Source organism: Ruegeria sp. K3 (assembly GCF_056531845.1).
In genome coordinates, this window is sequence record NZ_JBQFMM010000019.1 from 1 (window position 1) to 24,835 (window position 24,835).

Annotated in this window: 16 protein-coding genes and 5 pseudogenes; 9 read left to right on the plus strand and 12 right to left on the minus strand. The window is 52.5% G+C overall.

Features of this window, described 5'->3' with window-relative positions:
- Positions 1-155: transposase (locus tag ACR0MP_RS21490; RefSeq protein WP_480888023.1), on the plus strand; the 155-nt coding region annotated here is incomplete at its 5' end.
- A 76-nt stretch (positions 156-231) separates the two neighbouring features.
- Here the strand turns inward: ACR0MP_RS21490 and ACR0MP_RS21495 are convergent.
- Positions 232-453 (minus strand): annotated as a pseudogene (locus ACR0MP_RS21495) (transposase); the annotation flags it as partial.
- Positions 454-611: 158 nt separating this feature from the next.
- Here ACR0MP_RS21495 and ACR0MP_RS21500 point away from each other — a divergent pair.
- Positions 612-914: pseudogene (locus ACR0MP_RS21500) on the plus strand (transposase); the annotation flags it as partial.
- A gap of 621 nt (positions 915-1,535) precedes the next feature.
- On the plus strand, positions 1,536-5,714 hold the full coding sequence (locus tag ACR0MP_RS21505; RefSeq protein WP_480888020.1) for an autotransporter domain-containing protein: 4,179 nt from the start codon (positions 1,536-1,538) through the stop codon (positions 5,712-5,714).
- A 348-nt stretch (positions 5,715-6,062) separates the two neighbouring features.
- On the opposite strand, the gene ACR0MP_RS21510 is transcribed toward ACR0MP_RS21505, so the two are convergent.
- From ACR0MP_RS21510 to ACR0MP_RS21530, 5 genes and pseudogenes are all read right to left on the minus strand, one after another.
- Positions 6,063-6,575, minus strand: a complete 513-nt coding sequence (locus ACR0MP_RS21510) for an IS6 family transposase (protein ID WP_480888018.1) — start codon at positions 6,573-6,575, stop codon at positions 6,063-6,065.
- A 301-nt stretch (positions 6,576-6,876) separates the two neighbouring features.
- A complete protein-coding gene (locus ACR0MP_RS21515) occupies positions 6,877-10,470 on the minus strand; it encodes an autotransporter outer membrane beta-barrel domain-containing protein (RefSeq protein WP_480888016.1) in 3,594 nt (1,197 codons plus the stop codon).
- An 842-nt stretch (positions 10,471-11,312) separates the two neighbouring features.
- Positions 11,313-11,576, minus strand: a pseudogene (locus ACR0MP_RS21520) (transposase); the annotation flags it as partial.
- A gap of 406 nt (positions 11,577-11,982) precedes the next feature.
- A complete protein-coding gene (locus ACR0MP_RS21525) occupies positions 11,983-12,384 on the minus strand; it encodes an FHA domain-containing protein (RefSeq protein ID WP_480888014.1) in 402 nt (133 codons plus the stop codon).
- 208 nt (positions 12,385-12,592) lie between these two features.
- Complete coding sequence (locus ACR0MP_RS21530) at positions 12,593-12,922, minus strand: integrase core domain-containing protein (RefSeq protein ID WP_480888012.1); 330 nt, start codon at positions 12,920-12,922, stop codon at positions 12,593-12,595.
- A gap of 235 nt (positions 12,923-13,157) precedes the next feature.
- Here ACR0MP_RS21530 and ACR0MP_RS21535 point away from each other — a divergent pair, with 235 nt between their 5' ends.
- Both ACR0MP_RS21535 and ACR0MP_RS21540 read left to right on the plus strand, forming a co-directional pair.
- Positions 13,158-13,331, plus strand: coding sequence for a hypothetical protein (locus ACR0MP_RS21535; RefSeq protein WP_480888011.1), 174 nt, complete (start codon positions 13,158-13,160; stop codon positions 13,329-13,331).
- A gap of 49 nt (positions 13,332-13,380) precedes the next feature.
- Positions 13,381-14,013: pseudogene (locus tag ACR0MP_RS21540) on the plus strand (IS66 family transposase).
- Between the two features lie 41 nt (positions 14,014-14,054).
- Here the strand turns inward: ACR0MP_RS21540 and ACR0MP_RS21545 are convergent.
- The 5 genes and pseudogenes from ACR0MP_RS21545 to ACR0MP_RS21565 all read right to left on the minus strand — a co-directional run bounded on the left by ACR0MP_RS21545 (position 14,055) and on the right by ACR0MP_RS21565 (position 17,635).
- Positions 14,055-15,146 carry a CobW family GTP-binding protein gene (locus tag ACR0MP_RS21545; RefSeq protein WP_480893903.1) on the minus strand — a complete coding sequence of 364 codons (1,092 nt, stop codon included), beginning with the start codon at positions 15,144-15,146 and terminating at the stop codon, positions 14,055-14,057.
- A 171-nt stretch (positions 15,147-15,317) separates the two neighbouring features.
- Positions 15,318-15,638 carry an Rrf2 family transcriptional regulator gene (locus ACR0MP_RS21550; RefSeq protein WP_480893905.1) on the minus strand — a complete coding sequence of 107 codons (321 nt, stop codon included), beginning with the start codon at positions 15,636-15,638 and terminating at the stop codon, positions 15,318-15,320.
- Between the two features lie 105 nt (positions 15,639-15,743).
- Positions 15,744-16,421, minus strand: a pseudogene (locus ACR0MP_RS21555) (IS6 family transposase).
- 87 nt (positions 16,422-16,508) lie between these two features.
- Positions 16,509-17,228, minus strand: a complete 720-nt coding sequence (locus ACR0MP_RS21560) for a hypothetical protein (protein WP_480888009.1) — start codon at positions 17,226-17,228, stop codon at positions 16,509-16,511.
- Between the two features lie 152 nt (positions 17,229-17,380).
- The gene (locus ACR0MP_RS21565; RefSeq protein WP_480888007.1) at positions 17,381-17,635 is read right to left on the minus strand and encodes an invasion associated locus B family protein; all 255 of its coding nucleotides are present in this window, start codon (positions 17,633-17,635) and stop codon (positions 17,381-17,383) included.
- Positions 17,636-18,716: 1,081 nt separating this feature from the next.
- On the opposite strand from ACR0MP_RS21565, the gene ACR0MP_RS21570 reads away from it, so the two are divergent.
- A complete protein-coding gene (locus tag ACR0MP_RS21570; protein WP_480888005.1) occupies positions 18,717-19,232 on the plus strand; it encodes a hypothetical protein in 516 nt (171 codons plus the stop codon).
- Positions 19,233-20,877: 1,645 nt separating this feature from the next.
- Here the strand turns inward: ACR0MP_RS21570 and ACR0MP_RS21575 are convergent.
- Entirely contained in the window at positions 20,878-21,150 is a 273-nt protein-coding gene (locus ACR0MP_RS21575; protein WP_480888003.1) for a hypothetical protein, read from the minus strand.
- Positions 21,151-21,195: 45 nt separating this feature from the next.
- Between ACR0MP_RS21575 and ACR0MP_RS21580 the strand changes: the two genes are divergently transcribed.
- The 3 genes from ACR0MP_RS21580 (at position 21,196) to ACR0MP_RS21590 (ending at position 24,367) form a co-directional block, all read left to right on the plus strand.
- Complete coding sequence (locus ACR0MP_RS21580) at positions 21,196-21,558, plus strand: hypothetical protein (protein ID WP_480888001.1); 363 nt, start codon at positions 21,196-21,198, stop codon at positions 21,556-21,558.
- A 393-nt stretch (positions 21,559-21,951) separates the two neighbouring features.
- A complete protein-coding gene (locus ACR0MP_RS21585; RefSeq protein WP_480887999.1) occupies positions 21,952-23,316 on the plus strand; it encodes a Hint domain-containing protein in 1,365 nt (454 codons plus the stop codon).
- 217 nt (positions 23,317-23,533) lie between these two features.
- Positions 23,534-24,367, plus strand: a complete 834-nt coding sequence (locus ACR0MP_RS21590) for a c-type cytochrome (protein ID WP_480887997.1) — start codon at positions 23,534-23,536, stop codon at positions 24,365-24,367.
- Positions 24,368-24,835 lie beyond the last annotated feature (468 nt).

A 24,835-nucleotide genomic window follows, 5' to 3' on the forward strand; every position in this document is an offset into this window, starting at 1 on the left:
AGTACGACAAGCGTCGTTACAAACGGCCTAACCGGATCGAGATCATGTTCGGCAGGTTGAAGGATTGGCGGCGTGTGGCAACCCGCTACGACAGGTGCCCGAAGGTCTTCCTGTCAGCGATCGCCCTCACAGCACTCGTTATCTATTGGCTATGAGCCCTGACCCTAGTGTTCCGTTGAAGCGTTCGTTGTATCCGTTTTCTCAGGGACTGGCGGGATAGATCTGCATCGGTTGGATGCCGAAGCAGTAGCCTACCAACGGCATACGGATCAGCAGCTCGGGGTCGACTGATGGACGCCCTGTATGGCTGTAAAATTCCGATAGATGCGTGCGGATCCTGCACAGATCGACGAACCTGTTAATCGACTGTAGAAGATAATCGCGCGAAACATGAGCCTTCAACGAGAACTCGTGGAACAGGGCCGCCTGCGCTTCCTGCTTCGGCCCCATCATAGACAATCCTCCCGCTCGTTGAGAGAATTGATGGGGTGGATGCCCCCATCCCGACGGCATCGCAATGTCCCGGATTGGTGATGTCATTGTCACTTAGGGTCAGGACTCGTTCTTGTTTCATAGCCAGAATAGGACTGTAGCAGCGGGAACGGTTACATGGGGCAAGGGCTCTGGTGAACAGTCTGCCATCGGCTGACTGGCTGCCGGGAGATCGAGGCCACTAAGCGGACTGGTTCCGCGAAGCCCTCAATGACAGGGGAATAATGCCCTGTATCCCAGGTCGCAAGTTGCGCGACAAGCTTGTCCGCTACGACAAGCGCCGCTCCAAACGACGCAACAGGATCGAGATTATTTTCGGCCGCCTGAAGGACTGGCGGCGCGTCGCAACCCGATATGACAGATGCCCAAAGGTCTTCCTCTCGGCCATCGCTCTCGCAGCTACCATTCTATTCTGGCTGTAAATCAATGCGTCTGAAGCCTGGCGGCCACCGTGTTGTTCTGGCTGTGCTTCAATGTATCCGGAGCCTGGGAGAGCAGGTCACAGGAAAATTGTGTTTCTGTCTCAATTTTATGTTCTGAAGCGCTGCTATGGCACATAAGATTTGAGTTGGTCCCCGCAAGAGTCGGATAGTCGATGGCAATATGGCAGAAGATTCTCCGGGAGTGGCCAAATGAGTGCAGCAAATGCGAAACGGCAGATACTCCGATCAACCGTCGCAGTTGCGGGGATTCTTTTCCCTTACGGCGCACGTGCGCAAGAGGTGTTGGCGCCGAACGAAGACTTCGTTCTTCAGTCCGGTGCAGCGATTACACTGGATCCTGCTCTGAGTACGCGAGTGCGTGGAATCTATGGTAACTACTTTAACGGCACAATCGACTTGCGCAGTGGATCTACCGTGCGCGTGATATCAAACGCGCGTTCCTTAGCGTCGGGCGGTTTGGCATATGCCGCTGGTCTAAGCCTTGAAAATGCGGCGGAAGTGTCGATCACGACGTCCGGTGATATAATTGCTCGCGCCGAGGGCGATGATGACAGGGCGGATGAGATACTCGATGCCGAAGCGGTCGGGATTTCTATTTCCGTGTCGAACGATGAGCCAATAACTCTGAATTCGACAGCGTATGTTAATGCAGTCTCGGTTGCTGGCAATCGCTCAAATGAAAACGCGAATGCGTATGCGACCGCCATCAGGATCCAACGCGACATTGGGAGCGGATCTTCAATTAATCATAGCGGCGATATCACTGCTCAGGCATATGGTGGCAGCGAGGTAAGTCGCGGCACGACACGGGCAACTTTATTCCAGATTGATTATGTTACAGCGAACGAAACGAATATTTCGGTTTCTGGCGACTTTGTCGGTGAGGCCTTTGGTGGCTCAGGCAATCAGTTAGGTGGGTCCGCGAATATTCAAGGGTTTGAAATGCGCGATCTTCTGGGGAACGATAACCAAATCGACGCCTCAGGGAATTGGTACTTCCGCGCCGCGGCTGGCGATAACTCCGTGGTCAACGATGTCAATGCAAGAATTAATGGTATTGATTTTGATGACGTCACCGGAGACAGAAACCAGATAACACTGTCTGCAAACATCGAAGCCAGCGCTGTTGGCGGGGCCTACGCCGAAAACAATGGTGTTGCCCGGGTCAGGCTTGTCCAGATCAGCAGTTTACAGGGGGAAGACAACCTATTTCAGGTAAGCGGCACCCTATACGGTTATGGGCGTGCCGGGTTCGGTGCAGGCAATGAGAATTATTCTCGAGTGCATGGCGTAAGGGGTATGAGCATCGATGGCTCGCGCAACCAGGTCGAGATTTCGTCGTCCATGACATTGATAGCGAACGCTGGCAGTGGGTCACCGTACGGCATCGCGGGGGCATATGGTGTCCAGTTCCGGGGCTTAGAAGGCCAGGAACACACGCTGAGTGTGACCGGTGATTTGAACGTTGTGGCGACAGGCGGGGCCTTGTCCGGCGTTGCCTATGCGCGGGCTTTTGGCGTGACCGGGCGTAGGGGGACCGGAGGCGTCACTTCCGGGCAAGTTCTATACGAAGTAACAGGGGTCAACGTTGACGGGACAGGAACTCAGATCGAAATCTCCTCCGATATGGCGGTCACAGCGACCGCCGGCGCTGGGTCGCGCAATGGTGTTGCAGAGGCGATTGGCGTGGCGTTTGAGGACTTTGAAGGGGCGTATCACGCAGTCACCATATCTGGTGATATTGACGTACGTTCGCATGGCGGCGACAATTCTACGGCATTAATTGGATATGCTCTCGCGCGTGGATACGCGCGTGCGATCGGTATCAGTATCGAAAGCATGAATGCATCGAATACGACAGTCGAGATCACGGGCGAAATTAATGTTTATGCCCGCGGCGGACGAAATGATCCTGGTTTCTCTCGCAGTGATGCAACCGGCATTAGCATCGACGAATTCAACGGCATGCACGCGAACCTGACCGTATCTGGTGATGTTTCCGCTGAGATGAGACTGGATAACACAGAAGGTTACAACACCGCCTCGGTACGCGCGATCCACATTGACAATGCCTTCGATGCGTCTGACTCCCAAGTCGTCATAACGGGGAACACGCTGGCCTCACTGGATGCTGATGTCGGCGGTGCAAGTGTCAACCTGACAATCGAAGCCATTGATGTCGATGATCAGTTTGGCAGCGGAACGGCCGTTACAGTCAATGGCGACATGATTGCTAAGTCGGCTGTTCAACTGCTGGATTTTGACAGGGGCGCACGCGTTGCTACCACAGGTCTCGACTTCGCCGACATCTATGCGCCACTGTCCACGCGCGTCGTGAATGGTAACATCACGTCAACATCATTCGTTGATGCGCGTGAGACGGTCTTGGACGTTTCGCGAATCCTCACCATCAACAACACGGGTGCTGAGATGGGCGGGTTTGGCTATATTGAAATGGGTGGCGATCAGTCCGGTATGATTGTGAATGGTGACATGTTAGTCACGACAGACCTACTTTTCGGGCAAGCAATTGGTTCAGAGATCACCGTCATAGCCGAAGGGATCGAGCTCGACCTGTGGTCTGGCGACGAAAGCCAATTCCGCACGCATGGGGCCATCGATGTGCAGCAGGGCATTCAGGCGGAAAGCTTCACAGATGTTGAGTTGGAAGCCGACGCCATCGGGATTGAAGCTGATGACATTAATGGGTCCGAAGGTCTGATCAGCAACTTAGACAACATCTCGGTCGGGCATATTCTGTCGGTCGAGGCCTCAGAGAGCGCGGACATCATCATGCGGTCGCGCGGGATTGAAATTGACGAGTTGAACGGTATTGACACCGGACTGTTGACAGACATTGAGATCGAACAGTTCAGTGCCCCTGACTTTGAGCTCATCAATTCTGGTGATATCCAGGTTCTCACCGACATTGATGTACGTGGGGAAAGTTTGTTCTTTAGCTCAAGTAGCGACGGGATCGTGATCGCCGAGTTCGACGGTGATCATCAGTCTTTGCTGAATTATGGCAACATGGACATTCGTCACGACTTCGCGGTCCAGACTCTTCTTGGCCGAACTACGGTTGATGCAGACGGATTCGACATTGACTTCGTTTTCGGAGATGATTTCCGCTTTGAAAACAGCGGAGATATCCGGATCATCGTCAATAGCGAAGTCGAAGAGTTACGACTTGATCCAAGTTTGTCATCAAGTGACACTGACATCTTCCGTGTGGCGGGTGAGGCAGTCGACTTCAATTTGATCACCGGGAAAAATGCGAGCATCATCAACCACGGCGACATCTATGTCAGCGTGACTTCAGAGATCGGTGACGTGGGTGATGGTGTCACCCCATATGTCTCTGCGCTTGCCTTCGGTTTTGAGGAACTGAGCGCGAGCAGCGTCATCGAAAATTCCGGACGTTTGGAGGCGGTTCTTGACGCTGATCGCGGGCAGGCCGTTGCGATTGGTCGCCCCACGTTCGAGACGTCCGCTGATCAAATGCCCGCAACCCTCGATGGCCGTCTGATCAATACAGGTGCCGCCATTGCAAGTGCGACTGGCGAAGGTGCCGAGGCCTTTGCGATCAACCTGGCTGATGGTGACGGCGAAGTTCTTTTGTCCACCCTCGGTTTCTTACAAGGCCGCGTTGTCGTGGCTGACCAGACCGTTACGGTCGACGACACCGATGGGCGTACTGGTTCGATTTTTTGGCAGTTTGAGAACTTCGACGACAGTGGTGTGAATATTCAATCTGACGGTCCGGTCTTTGTCTCTGGCAATGACGTTGCGACCTTTGAAACAGAGGCTTTGGGCGCAAACAGCCTTGCCTTGGGACAATTGGCCAACCAGGGCCTGGCGGCCGAACAGGATGTACTGCGCACCGTCCTTAATGATGATAGGCATAGTTTGGCGACATCGGGTACTGCTACAGGGTTGATCCGCGGGTGGACAGCATGGACAAGCGTCGAAGGTATGTCGCCGCTGCCCTTATTGGACGACGACATGTTCGATCTGGAGGTGAGAGCATCAAGCATGACATCCGGCCTCGCCCGGAACTTCGGTGACTATGGGGCGCTAAGCTTAAGCCTTGGATTTGGTGAGACAAAGGCCCACAGTCGGGATCGTTGGGGTGCAGGTTCGCGCATTGAAACCGATGCCGTCATCTTAGGTGCAGCTTGGGCCAATGATTTGGGCCAATTCAATGCCGATGCCGGTCTGCGTTTCGGCTTCGGTTCAACGAATGTGACGCGGACGATCAATGACAATAACGCCCAAGACGGCGAAGATGATGCCGTCGCCGCTCCAAACAGTCGTTTTGTGATGGCGCATGCGGGCCTTGGATACGACGTAGATGTTGAAGAGATTTCTGGGCTGACGATCACCCCATTCAGTCAGGTGAGCTATACGCAGATAGACGTCGATGGCTATGATGAAAAAGGATCAATCGCGGCCGCAAGCGTTGACGCAACGCGGACGTCCTGGACCAATATTGAGGTAGGAACACGTTTCAGTTACCAGCGCGAGATAGGCACTTTTTCGGGCTCCGTTGGCTGGTTTCAATTTCTGTCGGGTGGTGATGAAAGCGTGGGAGTTGAGATTTTTGACCAGGCAATGTCGCTACCGATGGAAGGACGCGATTTGGATGGTATGCGTCTGAGTTTGAATTATTCAACGTCGGTATTCCAAAGCGGCTCATTATCGATCGGTACGGGACTGGCCAGGATTGGCGATGATACGGCCACGACTGCTTGGATTGCTATCGAGGTGCCATTTTGATCTGATCTCGGTCGCCTGATCTGATGTCAAAGGAATTCAATTTGATTGATTCCGTAGTGCTCAGGCAAGTCTTCTGCCCGCTTTTCAGAAACTAAATCAGAATCGGACCCGTACCTCGACAACCGGTCTGAACCTGCCTGGTCCTTCAGTTGGTAGGTAATGGACCTGTGGTCAACATGACGCATCTTAAAATCAGCCGTTTTCAATCTTCTCAATGGACATCAGTTCAAGTGCGAATCTGGCCATGTGAATCACAGATCGCCATAATCTCACTACTCCATATCGAAACTTATCCGGGATGTGTCGCAAATTATTGGGATCACCAAACTAGCAACTTACTGGACACACTTATCCCGCGATCTCGGCAAATAGCCGAAAGCCAGACCTCGTAGTGTTGGGGAATTGCCGCTTCCGGATCATGTTGGCGACCTCAATTCCATCCAGTGTGGCCGAAGCGGATCTGAACGACTTGAACCTACACATGTGCCGGATGCGACGCTTGATAGACCGATGATCCTGTTCGATCATGTTGTTCAAAAATTTGGACCTGACAGTTTGGATTTTGGCTGGGCATCCAAATCGATTAAGGATTTTGTTTACTTCTCGAATGCCCGCCGCGTTAGCACGGCTTTTGTTGATGACGACTTTGTTTGAGATCGCGTTTGACGACAGTGCTTTGGCAAAGAACCTTGCGGTTGCTGGACGCTTTTTTGATTGCGCACAAGCAGCGATGATCGGCGAGTATTTCTCTACCCACCTATTCAGTGTGGCATGATCAACCGGCACACCGCGCTCAGCCATGATCTCTCGCAGGTCACGACAGGACACCGTGTACCGCAGATAGAAATTAGAAGCGTACAAAACCGCGCCTTTGGGGAAATGTCAACCTTTCAAAGAGATCATGCTGAAACCCGTTCGAAAAACTAGTCGACGGGGACAATCGTCAGATCACGCATGTTCGTGAATTGGGCCTCAGGGTTTGCGACACATCCCCGCAAATCAGCCCCATAATCAATCCAACCAGTGAGCCACACTTTCTCCTGGATCAGATTGCCATCTGTCCCAAAATCTCTGACGACGGACAGGCAACGCGCTACCCACTCCTCAAACAGGGTGGATAGACACTCGTTGAGCCAGACCAATATCAAACGGCTTCTTGTCCTTAGAATTTGGTAGTGAAGCCAGCGGAGAGTCCTGCGCCACTTCCACTGTCGCCGTCCGAGCCAACTGTAGTGCGATAGTAGAGCGAACCATAGAGCATGCTGGTTGGCGTTATGTAGTAGGATCCCCCTAGTTCGATCTCGCTCCAGGTTGTGTCGGGGTCTATTGCAAGGGTCAAATCGTTGACCTCCACATCCTGTTCGCCGGAGACATCCCATATCGCATTTGCCATTACGAAGAGAGAGAATTCTTCATCGAAATACTCATACTGCAGACCTAACCGCGCCTTCGTCGACGTATCCTCGCCAATGGATACCACCGTCGAATTGTTGTCGGTGAAATCATTGGTATCGAATCTCGCATGTTCCAACTGAAGCTGCGGTATCAGCATGCTGTTGGGGGTCAAATCAAAGGCCCGGCCGACTTCCAGGCTAAGTGAGCGGGTTGTGCTTTTCACGTCCGTCGCAAGCGTCCCACCAGCGCTAGAGCTGAAGTCTGACGTCATACGACCGAATTCCAGCTGCGCGTCGACATAGAACCCGTTGTCCTGAATCCAGGTCCCGCTTGCACCGATAGCGTAGCCCTCTGTCGAGATGTCCCCGCTGCCTACCTCGAACGTTGCGTCACTATTCATCGACAGAACGCGGCCGTTTATCCCAAAAACCCAGCGACCGATCGCTGCCTCATGGTCGACGTCAACCCCGAACTGCAGGTCGGTTTTTCTGCTGTCGATTTCGGTGTCGTAGTTGGTTGAGGCATACTTCAAGCTCTGCCCATCACCGTAGATACGCATCCAGGCACCACTCGTCATCACGTCCGACGTACCGACCCGACCCGCCAGTCCACGAGTGCTGAGTGTTTCGCCTGTACCGCTTTGGAAACGCCCGTTTATGCGCTCCATCAAGCCGGGCAAATCTACGGCGCGCGCCAAAGCGACGGCCGCAATTTCATATACCTTCGGGGTCGAGGACAAGACCGGCTCACCATTGCTGCTGAGCAGATTACTCAAAGAGAACGTCCCCGCGTCAACGCCCAACTCGTAGACAAATACCGGACCTTCGTAGAAGCTGCCGCCTTCCAAAGCAAATGCATCATCCCCCACGGAGCCATCGACCGAAATCAGAGGGATGTCATCGGTCAAAACCGTCGCATTGGACAAGACGTTGAGGCGGATCTGCGTCGTTCCGGTAACGTCGCCTAAAATGGTCATCTGATCGGCCTGGCCGTTAGCAAATTCCACATCGAAGACCAGTGTCCCGCCACCCGCAAAGTTGCCCGCCTGCGTGAAGGACCCATTCGCTGAACTATCAGCAAAACTCAGAGTCCCGCCCGACGCCACGCTCAGTGTGTCAGCGGTGAGCGTTTGCGCTCCAAAAACAGATATCAGCGAGCTATTTCCAACCTCAACCGTTTCCCAGTTCAAAAGGTTGTCGGCCGCTATCTCCCCGCTCGAACCGCTAAACTCCAGTATGTCTGTGCCGCCGCCGCCGTCCAGTAATCCTGATGTATCAAACAGGCCTCCAGAGAAAATTAGAGTGTTGTCTCCGGATGCCATCAGCAGATCGCCAGTCAAGGAACCACCCTCCAGGACTTCCAGCGTCTCGACCTCTACCGTGCCGTCAATGGACAGCACCGACCCAATGCCAATACGCAGTGTGTCCCAGTTGACAATATCTGCTCCCGAAATCTCTCCGCTGGAGCCAAGAAAGCTCAGCCGGTTCTGGCCATCTCGTCCATCAAGAAGGCCCGTATTCTCCAGCGACCCGCCCGCGAACACCAATTGATCATTGCCCGCACCAAAGAGCAGGTTGCCAGACACCAACGCGCCATTAAAGACCGATACGGTCGTGTCGGAGGTGCTGGTCTCGTCCTGCTCAAACGCGACGCGCCCTTCACTGCTCACATTGGCACCAGCGAACAAATTGACGCTGGTTGACCCGCCCCCGGTACCAGAGTTCAAACTGATCGCGCTGTTGTTGCCATACGTCGTTCCGTAGACGCTGATCACGGTTGGACCGGACCCAAGGTTTGTCGCCTCGATTCCAACAGGTCCCCCGACCACAGAACCGTATGTCGTCACAGTAAGGGATGTGCCCGCAGAATCATTACTTGCAGACACAGCCGCGGACCCAGCATCGATATTGTCCGCAGTAATCCGAATTGCTCCACCATTGTTGTTTTCGGCGATGATACCATAGTCTAGCGTCTCAATGCTGGCCGTTCCCTCTGCATTGCTGGCAACGATGACCAGATCGCCTGATCCGTCATTCACGGCCTTGATGCCAGCTTCGCCACCCGGGCATTGTCTGTTGCCCCCAGTACAACGGCTATTGATACTTCCATGAACGGTGATTTCTAGGTCAGTGCCCGAAGCGTCATTGGAGGCATCGATGCCCGCATCACCAATGCCACTTTCCACATTATCCGCGACTATGCGAAGGGCGCCACCGCCGAGATTTCTGGCAACAATTCCGGAAGCCCCGCCATCGACCAAGGTGCTGCGTTCAGCGTTTGTCGTTTGAATGACGAGGTCGCCACTGCCCTCGTTCCTTGCATAGATCGCTGAAGAGGCACCGTCGATGTCGCCTGTCGTCGTGATTGTGAGCGTTGTTCCCCCGGCGAAATTGCGTGCCTCAATGCCAACGCCACTGCCTCCTCCGACCTCATTTGCTGTGATGTTTATCGCCCCGCCATTGCGGTTTTGTGCGAAGATGCCATAGTCGGTCCCATAGACATCGGCTGATTGCTCGGCATTCGTTGTATTTATGGTCAGATCACCCGTCCCAAGGTTCACAGCTCTGATTGCATCGTAGCCCCGAATGCTGCCTGATGTGAACACGCCCAGATCTGTTCCCTCGGCACTATTCGCCGCGTAAATCCCGCTGTAGCCGAAATCATAATTGTAACCCGTCACATTGTTGGCGACGACGGTCAACGCGCCACCGTTTTCGTTTCGGGCGACAATTCCTTGCAATGACCCTGTCACCGATGCTGTGCCAGCGTCGTTCGTCGCGGTGATCACCGTATCGCCAGTGCCATTGTTCGTAACATTGATGCCGTTGCCTGCCCGACCTTGAACGTCGCCAGAGATACCGATGACAATATCTCCTGCGCCATCCGCGGTGGTGGCAACGATACCGTTTGCGGCCCCGATGATCGTGGCGCTATTGAGGTCCTCAAAACCTACCGACGTCGTATCGACATCGTTGCCAAGGTTGAGGGCATTGCCACCACTCGTGCTGGTGTCGAGACCGAAATTCTCGGTGGTTGTTACGGTAAGCGGACCTGTCGACGATAAGGCTTGCGTCAGATCGTTATCCGCATCTGCAGGACCGGAGCAGACATATGTACCGTCCGCTCCAGAGCAGCGTCCTGCCGCCGCACCTGTCATGGTTAAGGCGCTGCCAAGTGCAATGGCGGATACGCTGACCGACAGTGTTTTGCCAATCGCGCCGGGTCTTGGCGCAAAGCTGGCCACGACCCCGCAAACCTTTGTCATCCGACCGCCGCGCAGCAGAAAGTTTGGGTATGCAGGTCGTTCCTGACCGCTAAGTGTCACATCTTGCTGTTTGGTTTTCTGAAGAGGCTGGCGCATTTTTGTTTTCATCATGAACTACTTTAACCTATTGTATTGTAGAAATAATTAGTTCAGAGCTCGCAATCTCATCGCTACCCCCGCTACCGCTCGAGCATGCACTTAGCCCAGCAAAAGAAAGAATTGCAGCTGCCGCCTTTGAATTGTTCATTTTTTCGACTCCAAATCAGTGCCGATTGTCATGTGATCGCATCTGCTCAAACATCTCTGTTGGATATTTTAGTGGCTAGAGCCAGTTGCCGAGTTTTGGGATTTAGCGTGACCGCTTTCAATGTTCGCGTGTCTCAATCTATTTGACGTAGAGTTGCGCTTGGCGATAAAGCGGCCGATTGTCCGCATACTTGGGCACGCGTATATGCTCCAAAGTGGCCTCTTTCGGAAAACCACCTGCAATGCAGTGGACAAGAGCAGAGGCTTGAGAGTTCCTGCTTTCGCAGGACCGGCAGGCTTACTTAGAGCAGTGGGCGACAATCACCCTGATCTGGGCGGGGGCAATATCCGGTCGTTTGCTGACATCCTGAAAACATCACGCTCGGCCTTCGCTCGGGCCAAGGCCATCTCAATGTCTTCGAGTTCCAGCTCATGTTGGGGGCAATCTACTTGGATTTGGTTTCGAGCAGGGCCTTCTTGAAGGAGGCCACCAGAGCCTCAAGCTGCGCATTCTGATCCTATTGCGCACGAATGATCGCCTTTAGTGCGGCAATGACGTCGGTGGGTATTGCCAAGTCGATTGAGAATGCTTGAGCAGTGACTTGGTTGCGCGCTCACCTTGCAGGTGCGACGCTCTGATGTGTCGAGCTTCTGGCGAGCATGAATGACGGCCTGACGAAGTTGGCTCGTCGTCAGGCCCTCGGTTTTAGGTAGTTCAGACTTTCTTTGAGGATCAGCTTGTCCAGTTCCAGTTCGGCCACGATCTTCTTCAGCCGGGCATTTTCTTTCTCCAGGCTGCGCAACTCCGACAGTTGCGACTTGCCCATGCCACCGAACCGACGCCGCCAATTGTAGTAGGTCGCATCGCTGACACCGACACCACGACAGGCTGTCCGAACATCGTCGCCATCTGCCAGCTTAAGTTCAATCTCACGCAGCAGCTTCAGAATGTCTTCGTCCGAGTATCGCTACCGAGCCATCCCTTGTTCCCCCTTCTCGGTCAAAGTAGTGGCCCAATTTTAGGTGGCAAAGACACCAGACAAATGAAAGCCGACGACAAAAAAGAGCAGTCTGTTTCGTCTCAAAGCACCGGAAAGCTGAAGTCGTGATGACGACGTATCGGAAAGGTATGTCACTGAAATACAATCAATAAGAGAATCTACTGCTGCCTATTAGGATTGCCACAATCGAAATGGCTGGAGATCGTAGCGAAGTCGTCCGAACTTACGTGCCGCAAAAGAGCCGCCGGCTTGGACGCCGCAGCGCTTAGTGCCCACTGGTTCTACTTAATAAAACGCGCACTAAGTTGCATCGGGAAACAGAGCATAGTGTTCGCGGACTTTCATCCGGACTGATTTACCATCAGGACGTTATTGAGATAACGAGCTGACAATCGCTGGGCTCTGCTCTCAGTACCGTGTTGCCCAGAATTGGTATTGGAGATTGTGAGCGTTGCAAATGTATTGTCTTTTCCTGATCAATTTTTAGAATTGTCCCGTTCGAACTAACGTCCCAAACTATCAAAAAGCCGCTCTTGCGCTCAACGACAGCATGACGACGGGATACCCATGGACACAATACCTGAATATCGTTGTCATTGCTTCGCCCAATCGAAATGAAGCCATCGGTTCCCAATTCTATTTGATTATTCTTTGCAGAACACAAAACTCGATATTGATCATGGTTTTTTGTTGGTGTCTCTGCGCAATTTCGGTCTCCCCTTGTTTGATCTGAGTTGTCAACTGAGAAGTACTCGTTTTCCATGGTGTTCCACCGGGTTAGAACATGCAATTCGATTGTGTCTAGTTGGCCAAGTATCGTGCGTAACAGTACAGCTTCAACTGTCACAGATACCTTCACTCAACAGCGTCTTCGATGTCTCGCTGTCTCAAAAATGAGTCTCAGGCGCGGGGTGATCCTGGACGAGAGGCTGCCGTTCACTAGATTCTTTCAGGCAAACTTGCTTTGACGCCTACCGAGCGTTCAGGCTCATGTTTTCGCCTGTCCAGCCCCCATGTTCTGGGTCATTTCGGACTAGAAGTTCGGGGACTGTTGGGCGCTTGTTGAGGGTCTGGTGGGGTCGGGTGTGGTTGTATTGCCTGAGCCAGCAGTTGATTACGCTCTGTGCTTGCTCGGTCGTTGTGAACCAACTGGAGTTGAGAACCTCGTGGCGGAGCGCTCCATTGAACCTCTCGTTGTATCCGTTTTTCCAGGGAGAGCCCGGGTAGACCCGGACCGATTCACACCGACCTTCTGGAGCCAATTCTGGCTTGCCCCTGAAGAAAGCTCTGGGCCGTAACACCTTTGGAATGACGTTAATTTGGAGGTTATGATGGCCTGCGCAGCCCTCAATTTGCCTAGCAGGTGATCATATCCGGGTCTCAGGTCCCTACAGTGGTTTTGCAACAAACCACGCCGCAAGGTAGACCAACTATGGCGGATGCCAGTATTGCACAGGCCGTGCCTGTTTTGGTGGCGATTGATATCGCAAAGGCCAAATCGATGCCCGCGTAGGAGTTGAACTGGACTGTTCGACAATGGCCGACTGGGTTGGCCGATCAGCGGCTCTATTGGAACCGCTGGCCGAACAGATCGGGCGGCTTGTGAGTCGCGGCGATGCACTGTTTTGCCTACAATACGTCAGTGAAGATGCAGGCCCCGGGTCAAAAGAAGGCCAAAACAGCACGGGTCAGTACATAGGTTCGCGATGAGCGGTCTTGGTCGGAGTCGTCGCCACCTCGTGCCCGGTATCAGTTCACCATCAACCCCAAGGGCGAACATCCGGTCAGGCATCTTGAAGGCTACACGGGCTGGGTTCATGTAGATGGCTACTCTGGCTTCTACGGATTGTCTGGCGACGACAATGCCAAAGAGATGCCCTGCATGGCCTATGTAAGGCGCAAGTTCGTGGGTGTCTTCAATACCACCGCCGAAGCAGCGATCCGGCGGATCGCTGAACTCTAGGCAGTGGAAAAAGAGGCGCGGGGTCAATCGCCCGACGATCCTGTCGCGTTGCGGCCGGCACAGTCAAAACAGATCTTCGATGATCTCGAAGCATGGCTACATGCTCAACTGCTCAAGATCTCGGGAAAGTCGCCACTTGCCCAAGCCATCCGCTACGCCCTTGGTGGGATGCAAAAAATGCGGCCATACTTCGAGAACGGACATCTGGAATTCGACAACAACACCGCCGAACTCGCCGTCAAACCAATCGCCATCGTACGGAAAAACTGGATGTTAGCAGGATCAGAAGGCGGCGGTAAGGCCATGGCCATTGCCTACAGCCTGAGTGAAACCGCCAAACTCAACAACGTCGGCCCCAATCATGGCTTACATGGGCTGTCAAACCACAGCTATCACTTGCAGCGTCTGGATTGGGCCTCGATCGGCTGAGTGACACGTTCGCCGCGCGAGCTTCCTGTACCTGGGCTGGTTCAACTAAGGCTGTTGAACGAAATTTGCCCGCCTTGAGCCAGAGGCCGCAAGCACCGTCGAAGACGCGTTTCCGAGATATCCCGCGCGATTACGACAATTTTGCTTTGCCTGCTGTCACTCTCCCAGGCCTCTACTGGAAACGGTTTGTCGAAAACATGCTGCACGCCATGAAATACAAATGGCTTAGCGGCCCCATTCAAGAATACGAGGCCTTTCATTCGAAGCAGGTTTGGGCCTCGTAACGCCACCAATTCGTCGAGCCACATACCGAATACCTTACTTTCAAGCGGATGTTCCAAGGTGATCGATACGCTTTGTATACGCCTGTCGTGGGGCGAGTAGAACGCCTTTTCTGCAGGTTTCGCAGCGAGCCCTGAGAGGTTGTCGAGTGGACTTAATTGACGTAGCGGTAGATTTGATGGCTGCAACCAGCTTAGCGCTTCTGCAGCTTTGACCCCCGGTCTCGCACCAGATGTCCCCCACATATGCCCAAGCACCTTCTCGCCCCGAACTGAGTGCAAGATCCGTGCCGTTGGATTAAGCCCTCTGAGTCGTTTTTCGATCATTACCACTTTATCCGGTTCAGCGCGGTCGGTTTTGCTTAGGACAATCAGGTCTGCTTTGGTGGCTTGTGACACCGCTTCGAACTGATTGCTGAGCGTTGCCATACCGAGCACTGCATCTACGACAACGACCACCCCGTCCAGACGCGTTGAACGCGAAAGGCTACGGTCCGCGATGAGCGTTTGGATGATCGGGCCAGGGTCCGCCAAGCCTGTCGTTTCTACTACAATTCGGTCGAACTTGAGATCGTGCGCCTCTTTTTTCTTGAGCAAACTCATGATCGTTTGCGAAAGCTCGCCTTTGATCGAGCAACACAGACATCCCGAAGACATCAATATAATCTCATCGCTGGTTTCAGAAATAAGGTCGTGGTCCAATCCAACGTCACCAAATTCGTTCACAATGACCGCGACCCGCCCGTGAGAATTGTCCTCCAGCACCTTGTTGAGCAATGTGGTTTTTCCCGCGCCAAGAAAACCGGTGAGCAGGGTGACAGGAATAGGAGTTAAGGGAAATTGGTCCATCATGCAGCCAGGCTTGTACGATGGCTGCCCCTAAATGGGCCGCGATTCTGAAGGCGAGCGATGCTTTGCAACATAGTGAGTTCTCTTGTTATGGCCGAGTGCCACTGATCTCCGTTATCGTCGTGCTCGACAGCCGATCTATCAGAGTGGCTTCGATTTCATTTAGGATTTCGATCACCTTTCCCTCAGGATACCGATCCACCTGGCATGAACGCGGTTCAGTGTTAGAACGGGATTCCAACAGGCTTTCTTCCAGCGCGAGACAGGCGTCGGCCAAAGTGATTTCATGCGATGGCCTAGACAGTCGCCGGAATGACCATTTTCTGAATTTAGCAACCGGGCCTTGCGCAACTTCCCAAAAACTCGCCAGACAATGGCAAGGTTGGTGCCAGCATGGACCGCTATTTCTGAAAATGTCTGGGTGCGTCCAGCATCTTGCGCTAAGTGGGATAGCATGTGTAATGCGAGAGATAGCCGAGAGTTACGTTTCATCATGTGGTCTACCTAACCCATTTCTGTTCGTAACGTGTCGTAGCGTTAACTCCCGACGTGCGAAGGTATACTAATATTCGGGTGTCAAGCTGCTTGGGCGGCGGCTTTTCAGGCGTTAAATGCTTCGAGGCGGTGGTATCGAATTTTTAGGGCTGAGCGACGGCGTACTGGAACACAAAAAACAATTCCGAATTGCCGAGTGCGTGGCCACGAACCGCTGCAAACCTCCTAGTGATCGATGCCCTTGCATTGTCCGCTCTCGCTTTCGGAATGGGAGATGGCTGTTTTCGGCGCGGTTGTTTAGGCCCTTGTGTGACCATTGACCCAAGCCCGGCGCTACCTCTCGCTTGGCGGCACCACATGACCGCAACTTACCTGTGATAATCCGCTTAGGAATGACGCCAAGACGCTTCATCAGGCTGCGCAACAACCTTTTGCAGCCCGTTTTTCCCATTTAGGTTGGAGTAATTCGTCCAAAACGACGCCATGCTGATCGACAGCCCGCCAAAGCCAATACTTGCGACCTGAAATTCTCAAGGCAGCTTCATCGAGATGCCAGATATCACCAGGACGGTCCTGACTTAGTCGCAAGTTCCGAGCCATCACCGGTCCAAACTTGATCACCCAACGCCGGATCGTCTCGTAAGAAACATCAATCCCACGCTGCAGAAGCATTTCTTCAACTCCACGCAGCCTCAGATTGAAGCGAACATACAACCAAACTGCGTGCGAGAGGATCTGAAGAGGAAATCGGTGGCGCTGGTAGCTGATCGACGATAAATTCATCGGTGTCACCTATGCCCAAATCCAGAAATGAAAAACCAATCCAGGATTAACGTGACAAAACCCATGCAACTTTGAAAACCACCCAGTCTATTGCTCGACGCCGAGACCATCAAAGATTATCTCTTCTCCAGTGGTAGTTGTGGCATCGTTGTCCCCGAGTCCGATGTAGCTTCCATTTTCACCATCCCAGAACTCCCCTCTGAGGCCATCGAAATTCAAATCGCGTGTTCCAGCACCGTTCGCCATAGTGACTGAGCCATTGAAAGAGCCATTTAGGAAAGTTACTCCCGCATCGGAATCCACTACTGTGTCAAAGACCATTTCGGCGGAACCATCAACTGCAACAGCGGGTTCATTACTGAAAGGGTTAGTTGGAAACTCAATAAAGTTTCCAGCAACACCAGTAACCGGAGTATCAGACGCAAAATTGGCCACCGCAACAAACTCTCCACCCATCGAGTATACATCAAAAGTGTCTTGCCTAACCCGATAAGTGAAGGCGCCAGCATAGGTTGCCGTCCCTGTTTCGGGGATATCGAATCGCTCAATTTCATCGGAAGTTCTGCCATTATCAAACAAATTAGCGTTTTCGTCCCTTAAGGCCTTCCATTCGTCGTCTGTCAGCTGTTCACCCAAGTCATCTACCGTCGGCGGTGCCAACGGGATTGTCGATGGTTCCAATGGGGCTGTCGATGAACCACCCGATGAACCACCCGATGAACCACCCGATGAACACCCCGCAATGATAAGAAGGCTCAATACAAAACCGACAGTCTTCATAACTAAACTCCAAAATTCATCAGCCACCCGAAAGGCATCTCCGCGGCGTTTTTCGTTGTCCCAAAAATCGGAATTGAGGTGACGTTAAACGCGCGCAACATGTTGTTGCAACAATGCATTTATAACGTTGAAGGCGCTCTCTCAATGTTTGGGCGTCGCATCGTAATGTACCGGATATCTCATGTCTGTCTGATGCACCCACCCGCCAACGAGGTGGCGCAATTCCGAGCCGTCGGGCCGGCAAAAGGCTGGCGCGAAGCAATATTCGAAAACGCAGATGAGAAGCCGATCAAGGACATCGGAATATTGGGCGGCGCGGCACTGTCCAATTGGCACAACGTCCTTTGCAAGGTCGATCCCCTTTGCAGGAGCCTGATGATTTCCGTCCCAAAGTTGATCCTGATCACACAACCGAACTGGTGACAGGTGCGCATTGGCAGATTGAATTGCGGGCCGCCATCGACATTGATCGTCGCACCCAGAGAAGGGGCCGTCCTGCATTGCCGTGATGTCGTAGCTCAGTTGTGCACCACCTTCGCCAGGGCTAAATTGTTGTACCATCGCATAGTTGTGCCCAGCTTAGGCCACGACACAGGTGACAACCCTGATCCTCTCCCTTTGAAGTGGTCCGCCGTTATGGCTGTTAAAACGGAGGAGCCACATGGCGAACAAGCAACTGAAGTCGAAAGAGATTGTCTCGAAGTTGCGACAGGTTGAGATATTAATGTGGTACCGCATGTGCTTCGCCTCACTTGGTCGACCTGGTTCTTTACCCAAGGGTCGCAATACTGGGGCCCGATGACATCCTGGAACGATTGTTCAAGCATTGTTGGGATTTCCGGTCGGAGATGCCGCGGGATCCACGGAACGGGTTCCATCCGGTTTGAAGTGAGCAAATACGTAAACCTATAAGAGTTTGAGACGCTCGAACATTTTTTTCGATTGCTGTGCCTCTATGCTGGGCCGGAGCAAACCCGCAATAGCCAGGATATCTTTTACTCGTGAAGAAAGGTTTTATCGTTAGCAGGCTTCGCCCAGTCCCTTCCGCCCTTTCGACTTCAACCCCGATGATGGCAAATGAGCTTTGTCTTCTTGGGCGGTCAATGCATCAAGCATGGAACGCCCAGTCTCGGTGTTTGCAGAGGATCCCGACTGCATCTATGACGACGCCATCCCAACATGGTTGGGAACCGCAGGATGCCAGATGGCCTCTTACTCCGGACCGGCATTGCTTGGCCAAGATTTCGGGACGTCGTTTTCGTACATCCGCCTGGATGGAGATAGTGTTGCAGGCGAAGTCAGAGACAACTCACAGGGTTGGTTCTTTGACGTCATGAACGGAACCTCTGTGAAATTCTGCAATTGGGTGACATCTGGCTGTGCCACACAGTTCGCGCCTTCATACGAGACAAATAGGTCGAGTATTCAAGACTTTGAGTTGGACATTGCTATGGGCCCTAAGCTTCTTGGTGTGATCATGGGTAGGGCCATTCAGAATGACTGCGAGAACCGTCGATGAGTTTTTTCGACCAGAAGGGCAAAGACCAAAAAGGTTGTCGTGAGTCGCCGGATTTGGCAACCGGCGAAGAGCCAACGTCAGTATTGAACGCCAATAGTCTGCACGAACACTTTGTCAAAAGTGGCCATAGGAATGTCGCCCACGGCGAATTCTATTTGGTCGCTGCGGGAGATGTCAGAGTTGAATTCGGCGTATTGAGACACCAGCGTATCGAAACACTTGATGACTTGGTTCTCGGTGACGAATTTTCATTCAAAGAACACAGCCAGTGTCAAATGGCTAATTTGCGAAATGGTGTTTGCGCACTCGCAGGAAATATGGACCCGAGTGTCGAATCCGCCTTTGATGCTTTTCCTGTCAGGCGGACTGCCCGCTTAGTCTTCATGTCTGCGAACGGTAAAAAACGGGCGTGCTTGTTTCTGACCGATGGAACTGAACGAACGTTCTTTTTGTTACCTGTCGGAATGGACCAAAAGCAACTGTATACACTCATATCTATGGACTTTGTTTAGAAAGGATTCTGCAAAAGCGATTAAAACCCAACGTTTCTGGCTTGCATTCCCGGGCGGCTCAGTCCTGCTGGCGGTCGTGATCTGGCGTAGCTGCAGTGCGACTCGCCGAATTCATTCAGTAAAAAAGTCGCTGGAAAGCGGCAGAGTTGATTCTCACAACCAAGGCTTGATGATTACGGGAAAAAGATGACCTGGGTGACAGTCTCGGCCTCAGGAAGACTACGATCGCCTCGTCCTATTGATAATTTCTCCAATGGTTACCTTCTCGTTCAATACTCGCGTCTTCATCGCGGAACGCGACGAACAACGTATGTACCGCTACGCAACGGCGAGGACGGGATGCGCTCAGGCTGTAACATCAAGCTGGATGGCGTTCATCCAGTTCTCCCAAGCGCGGAAATAGCTGGGCAGCGAATTTGTGGTTTTGATTTGCCCGGGCGCGGTATTCGATTTTTACGCCGACAGCTTGCAGTTGGCGGTTGGTCGCGTGGCGGCCTGCAAAAGGTTGCACGTTGGGGTTCGTGCGAGATAGTGGAAAAGGAGAGTGCATCAGATCGGTCCGGCCCTGACTGTTGCTGTTTAAAACGCTCCGGCAGAAGTTTGGGTCGGCGGGGTAGGGGCGCCATCCACTTCCTGTCGGATCTGTTGGTGTTTACCATCTGGAAAGGCATCGAGCTGGCGACGGAATTTATGCCAATTCGCGGCCTGGTAAACCAGGGGCCGTTTTTGCGTCCGATGCTTACGCAAGATATGACATTCTTTCATCTTCGTTCGGCCGCTTTAGCAAAATTTTGCCCGAGTGCGCTCCGTTTTCCAGGCGTGGCGATGACCTCAGATCGGGGCCAGTGTTCGAAATGCTAAAACCTGAACTTCGGCCGAAAGACTGCGAAGGGTTCGGCACGCGCTGCCGCGACATCATTTCAAACTTTTGGGAAGACATCTTGCTATGCGGGTGCCGTTCGCATCACCAAGCCGGTGTCCGACTTCGAACTTGCCGTTTTGATCCATACATACCATCGGGTATTTCCTGAAGAGAGCCCCTAAGTATTGTAGTATTGGTTCAAATAACTTAGCCGCCCCTAGAGGGGCGGCTAAGTTCCAGAGCATCCAATTGAGGGGGTCTTTGAGAGTGAGTAACGGCGCTCCGATTTTATCGCCTGTTTGTTCTTACGCCACCAGTGCGTAAGGACGCTCGTAAACAGCAGAAGAATAAGAAGCGCTGCAAGGCACGGTATTAAGCGCTCTCATAAAATTATTTAAAGTCTTACCTTTGCTGTTGGGGCCACTGCTTTTGATTTAGTGTTTTGTGCTACGCGAACACCAGTGAAGGTAATCTGATATTCATTCATTTTCGATGTTTAAGTGTCTCAGTTTATGTTGCTTTTTGGCGTCAGCACCAATTGCACAGGTCAGGTCGATAAAAAACCTAGTTTTTCCGGCTCGTCTTAACCGCTGAAGAGTGGAAATGAGAAAGAGACCCGCAACAAGGCAGAGCCAGAGAAGCGCTCAGGGCATTTGGCAACCTGGCTGGCGGTGCGTGGATGCGGCCTTACAGAGATTTGCAGATCTTGGAGCATATCTCAACCAATTATGGCCCGGAGGTCATCAGTCGCATATCTGAGATGCGGATCTGTGCCGACTATGATCAGCGGACGCAACTGGTCAACGGGTTGTTGTGGAACACGGTTACTTTCTGTCGATGCAGAGTGATGCCACGTTCAAACTTGGCCATGGCTCCGTCTCGAGAGACGGCTAAGGCATGGGCGCAAGCGCGACGTGGATTCGGGACAACGGTTTCTACATGGTCGCCCAGTTGGAATTCGGCCGAATGAAATCTGACACCACGTCCAGCTTCATCGGGTCGTTTGCGATGGGCGTGGAAACCGAGGCCCGTTCCGCTGGCGCGTAGGTTGTTCATGCATTCGATTTTATTTCCAACAGCTCCCTCACCCCGCAGTTCCAGTTGAAACCGGTATGGATCGCGACTGGGGTCTTCGCAGACACCCTTGGGACGGTGATTTCCTTGGATGAAAGCCCGTCAACGGTGGCGCGGCTGGGCATTCTTTATGAGCATGCCAATAACACTTTCACCTTTTGCCCCAGCCAATGCGATCCAAGATCTGTCCGCTGTCCGCCGTCCGACGCAAATGTCGGCAGTCTTATCCTGTCGATCGATCCTGAAGCGACTTGGGGCGAGGTCGATTTGGGCGGCGCTGACACGTTCTCTGCCTCAAGCCTGCTTCAAGGGTCGTTCAGCTACCGCATCACTCTTTGCGCCGGAGGTGATCGTTGTTTCGGCGCAATCTATCTGCGGGCCTCACGATAGTGTTCTTAGGCATGTGTTATGCATGATGGGTTTTTCGGGCCTGCTGTGTTCCTGAAGTGGAGCTCCGACGGCTTTGAGGATTTGGTTTTTTGAGTGTCAGCACAGAAGTGGAACGGTAATCACTGGAATGAGGCCTTGCCCACCAAATGCAAGAGACGCAATGCTTGCGATTTTGAGACAGCCAAACATAAACGCCCCAACTCCATAAGTGTACCATTTCAATCAATGTCGGCGAAGTTGGTTGTGCGCACATCTACCGCATTGTCGGAGTTGAGGGAAGGCGTTGGGCAAGAAGTCTTATGGGTTTGACCGGTGTTTCGGTAGACAAGCCCATTTGCTGTTCCCCACTTTCAGCAAGGCAAATTCGTCGAGCTTACTACTGGAGCTTAACAAATGGCTGTGAATGATGGCGATCTAGTATTTGTCGGCTTGGACGCAGATAATGACAACTTCGAACTTCTGGCAACAACGTACATCCAGGCCGGAGAGGTGATTGCGTTCACCGATCGTGAATGGGATTCCTCAACGAAAACCTTTAATCAAGGTGAAAACGTTTTTACCTGGACAGTACCCAATGGCGGTCTCAAACCTGGCGACACCGTCACTTTTGATATGGGTGATGATCTCAACGATCCAGACAATGAAAACACAAACCCCGATCCCGATGGGAACGAATTTATTATCGTCACGATCAACGACGAATTGCAAACCTCGGATAGCATAATCACAACGGACCCGGGGAACATTCAGCTGAATGACTCCATATTCATGTTTCAAGGAAATGTGGACCCCGACGATGACATGATTTTCGAGATAGACCGGTTTATCTCGATAATTTCAACCGATCCCAATGTGACTTTCGATGGAACGGCAAATCCCAATGATCCAAGTGATGACACAGCGATCAACGCTACAATTTATTTCAATTTCGACAAAATGGAGTGGGTGGATGACGGCAATCGAATTTTCAATGATCCCGACAATCTGTGGACACAAGCGGAAATACTGGAAAGCATCTTAAATACAGGTAGTCAAACCAGGACTGATCCTGGGAATTGGTCTGTCACCAACTCTCCGCCAAGTACCAACGGGATCCATTTCACAGATGATCAATTCGATGTCACCGTTTTGCAGGCATGTTTTGTCACTGGTACAAAGATTTCAGCGAGTTCCGGAAAAACACCAGTTGAAGATCTCAAAGTTGACGACCTTGTTCAACTCCACGTCGGTGGCTTCGCGCGCATACGGGCGATACTCAAGCGACAGGTTGATGCTGAAGCAATTTCCGAAAGTATGAAACTGAGACCAGTGAGAATCTCAAAAGGAGCGCTTGGAGCAAACCTACCATCCTCTGATCTCCTTGTATCGCGTCAACACCGAATGGTTGTCCGTTCACCGATTGCGGAGCGAATGTTCGGGAATGGGGAGGTTCTGATGCCCGCGATTAAGCTCACAAGCTTGCCAGGCATAGGCATTGAGGAAAACCTTACTTCCTTCGAGTACTTCCATCTTATTTTTGACAAACACGAGATTATTCTTGCCAACGACGCGCCGACTGAAAGCTTCTATTTCGGACGGCACGCGTTAGAAGCTTTGGACAAAGACACGGCCGAAGAGTTGCGTCTAATTTTTCCAGAAATGTTTGAGGAGGCAGGAGAAGTCCCAACTCCCGCTTTACCCTTTGCGGACAAGAAGAAGGCTAAAAACCTCGTGTCACGTCTTATCAAGAACAAGCGAGAAGTGTTAGAGATTCAATAGCGCTTTTTAAGATACAGCCGTTGTGTCAGCCAACAATGAAGAACTGCCATGAGACGCGCCGCTATCCAGGTGCATACAATGGTTGCAGTTGCCGGACTCCTTTTGGTTTTCAGGCTCTTACATCGAGCTTCGTTGGTACTTATTGCACGGCTGAGCCGCGAACAATGTTCTTATGCGCACTATGCCCTTTAACCTGATTTACATTGGAAATGCGAGTATGAAACCTCTGCTGATCATTGCCTTGATGTTGGTCGCCACGACGCCTTATGCCGAGTCTCTCGTTGACCGCGGCGAGTATCTCGTTCGTGGGATTGCAGGTTGTGGAAACTGTCATACGCCGATTGGCTCTGATGGACCTGTTAGAGGAATGGAACTTGCCGGTCGCCTGGTCGAGGATAACGATGCGTTCACCGCAGTGGCACCAAATCTGACGCCAGCGGGACCGATCGCCACATGGACCGACGAGGAACTCAAGGTGGCAATCCGAGAGGGCCTGCGTCCAGATGGCTCGGTGATTGGACCCCCAATGCCCTATGCGGTGTATCGTGGCATAAGCGATGAAGATTTGGATAGCATTGTAGCCTTCCTTCGCACACTGCCCCCGGTACAGAACGATCCCGGGAAATCCGTATACCGTATTCCCCTCCCACCCGCGTATGGGCCGCCGGTCGGCAAGGTGACAGCGCCACCACGTACAGTGTCGGCCGAGTATGGAGCCTATCTGGCAGGACCCATCGCCCATTGCATGGAGTGTCATACCCCCTTTAATGATCACGGGCCAATGCTGGATACGCATCTTGGAGCCGGTGGCCTCACATTTAACGGCCCTTGGGGCGTCTCAATAGCGTCCAACATCACGAGTCATGAAGATGGCTTGGCATCCTATACCGACACAGAAATCGAGACCATGATTGTTCGTGGTGAACGCCCGGATGGAACCCGCATGTTACCACCTATGCCTTACAACCATCTGTCGCAGATGACTGATGACGACTTGGATGCGATTGTTCTTTACTTGCGGACGCTTCCTCCGCTGCCGTCGGGGAGCTAGCAGAAAGAAGCCGCTGACCAGGGCACTACAATAGCCACAGTGAAAGCCATTGTAAGGGGTCTTAGCGACCTTGCAAAAGAAAGTATGCGTGACTTGCGTGACGCACCGGGTCGCACTGTAGCCATCTCTGGCCTTTTCTATGTGTGAGCTTCACTAACGTTACACCGTTGCGACTTTTCTCAGCTTCGGTGCAGAGCACAATCCAATCATTAGCTCATGCTTCCGTGGTCTACTATTTTGAATGGGCGCGGGTTGTCATTGTAAGACCCGACAGGGATCGCTGCAGCTAAGGGCTTTGTGGCATTAAACAGCTTTTGAATTTTTGTGTTTGTTGGTCATTTTTTTTGCCTTACCACTGAGATGCCAGGCCGAACGTGATGTTCAGGGCTTTACCTTTGTCGCCTGTTCCGAAGGTTGAGCGATAGTCGACGGACCCGAAGATGCGGCTGTTTTTGTTTACGGCATAAG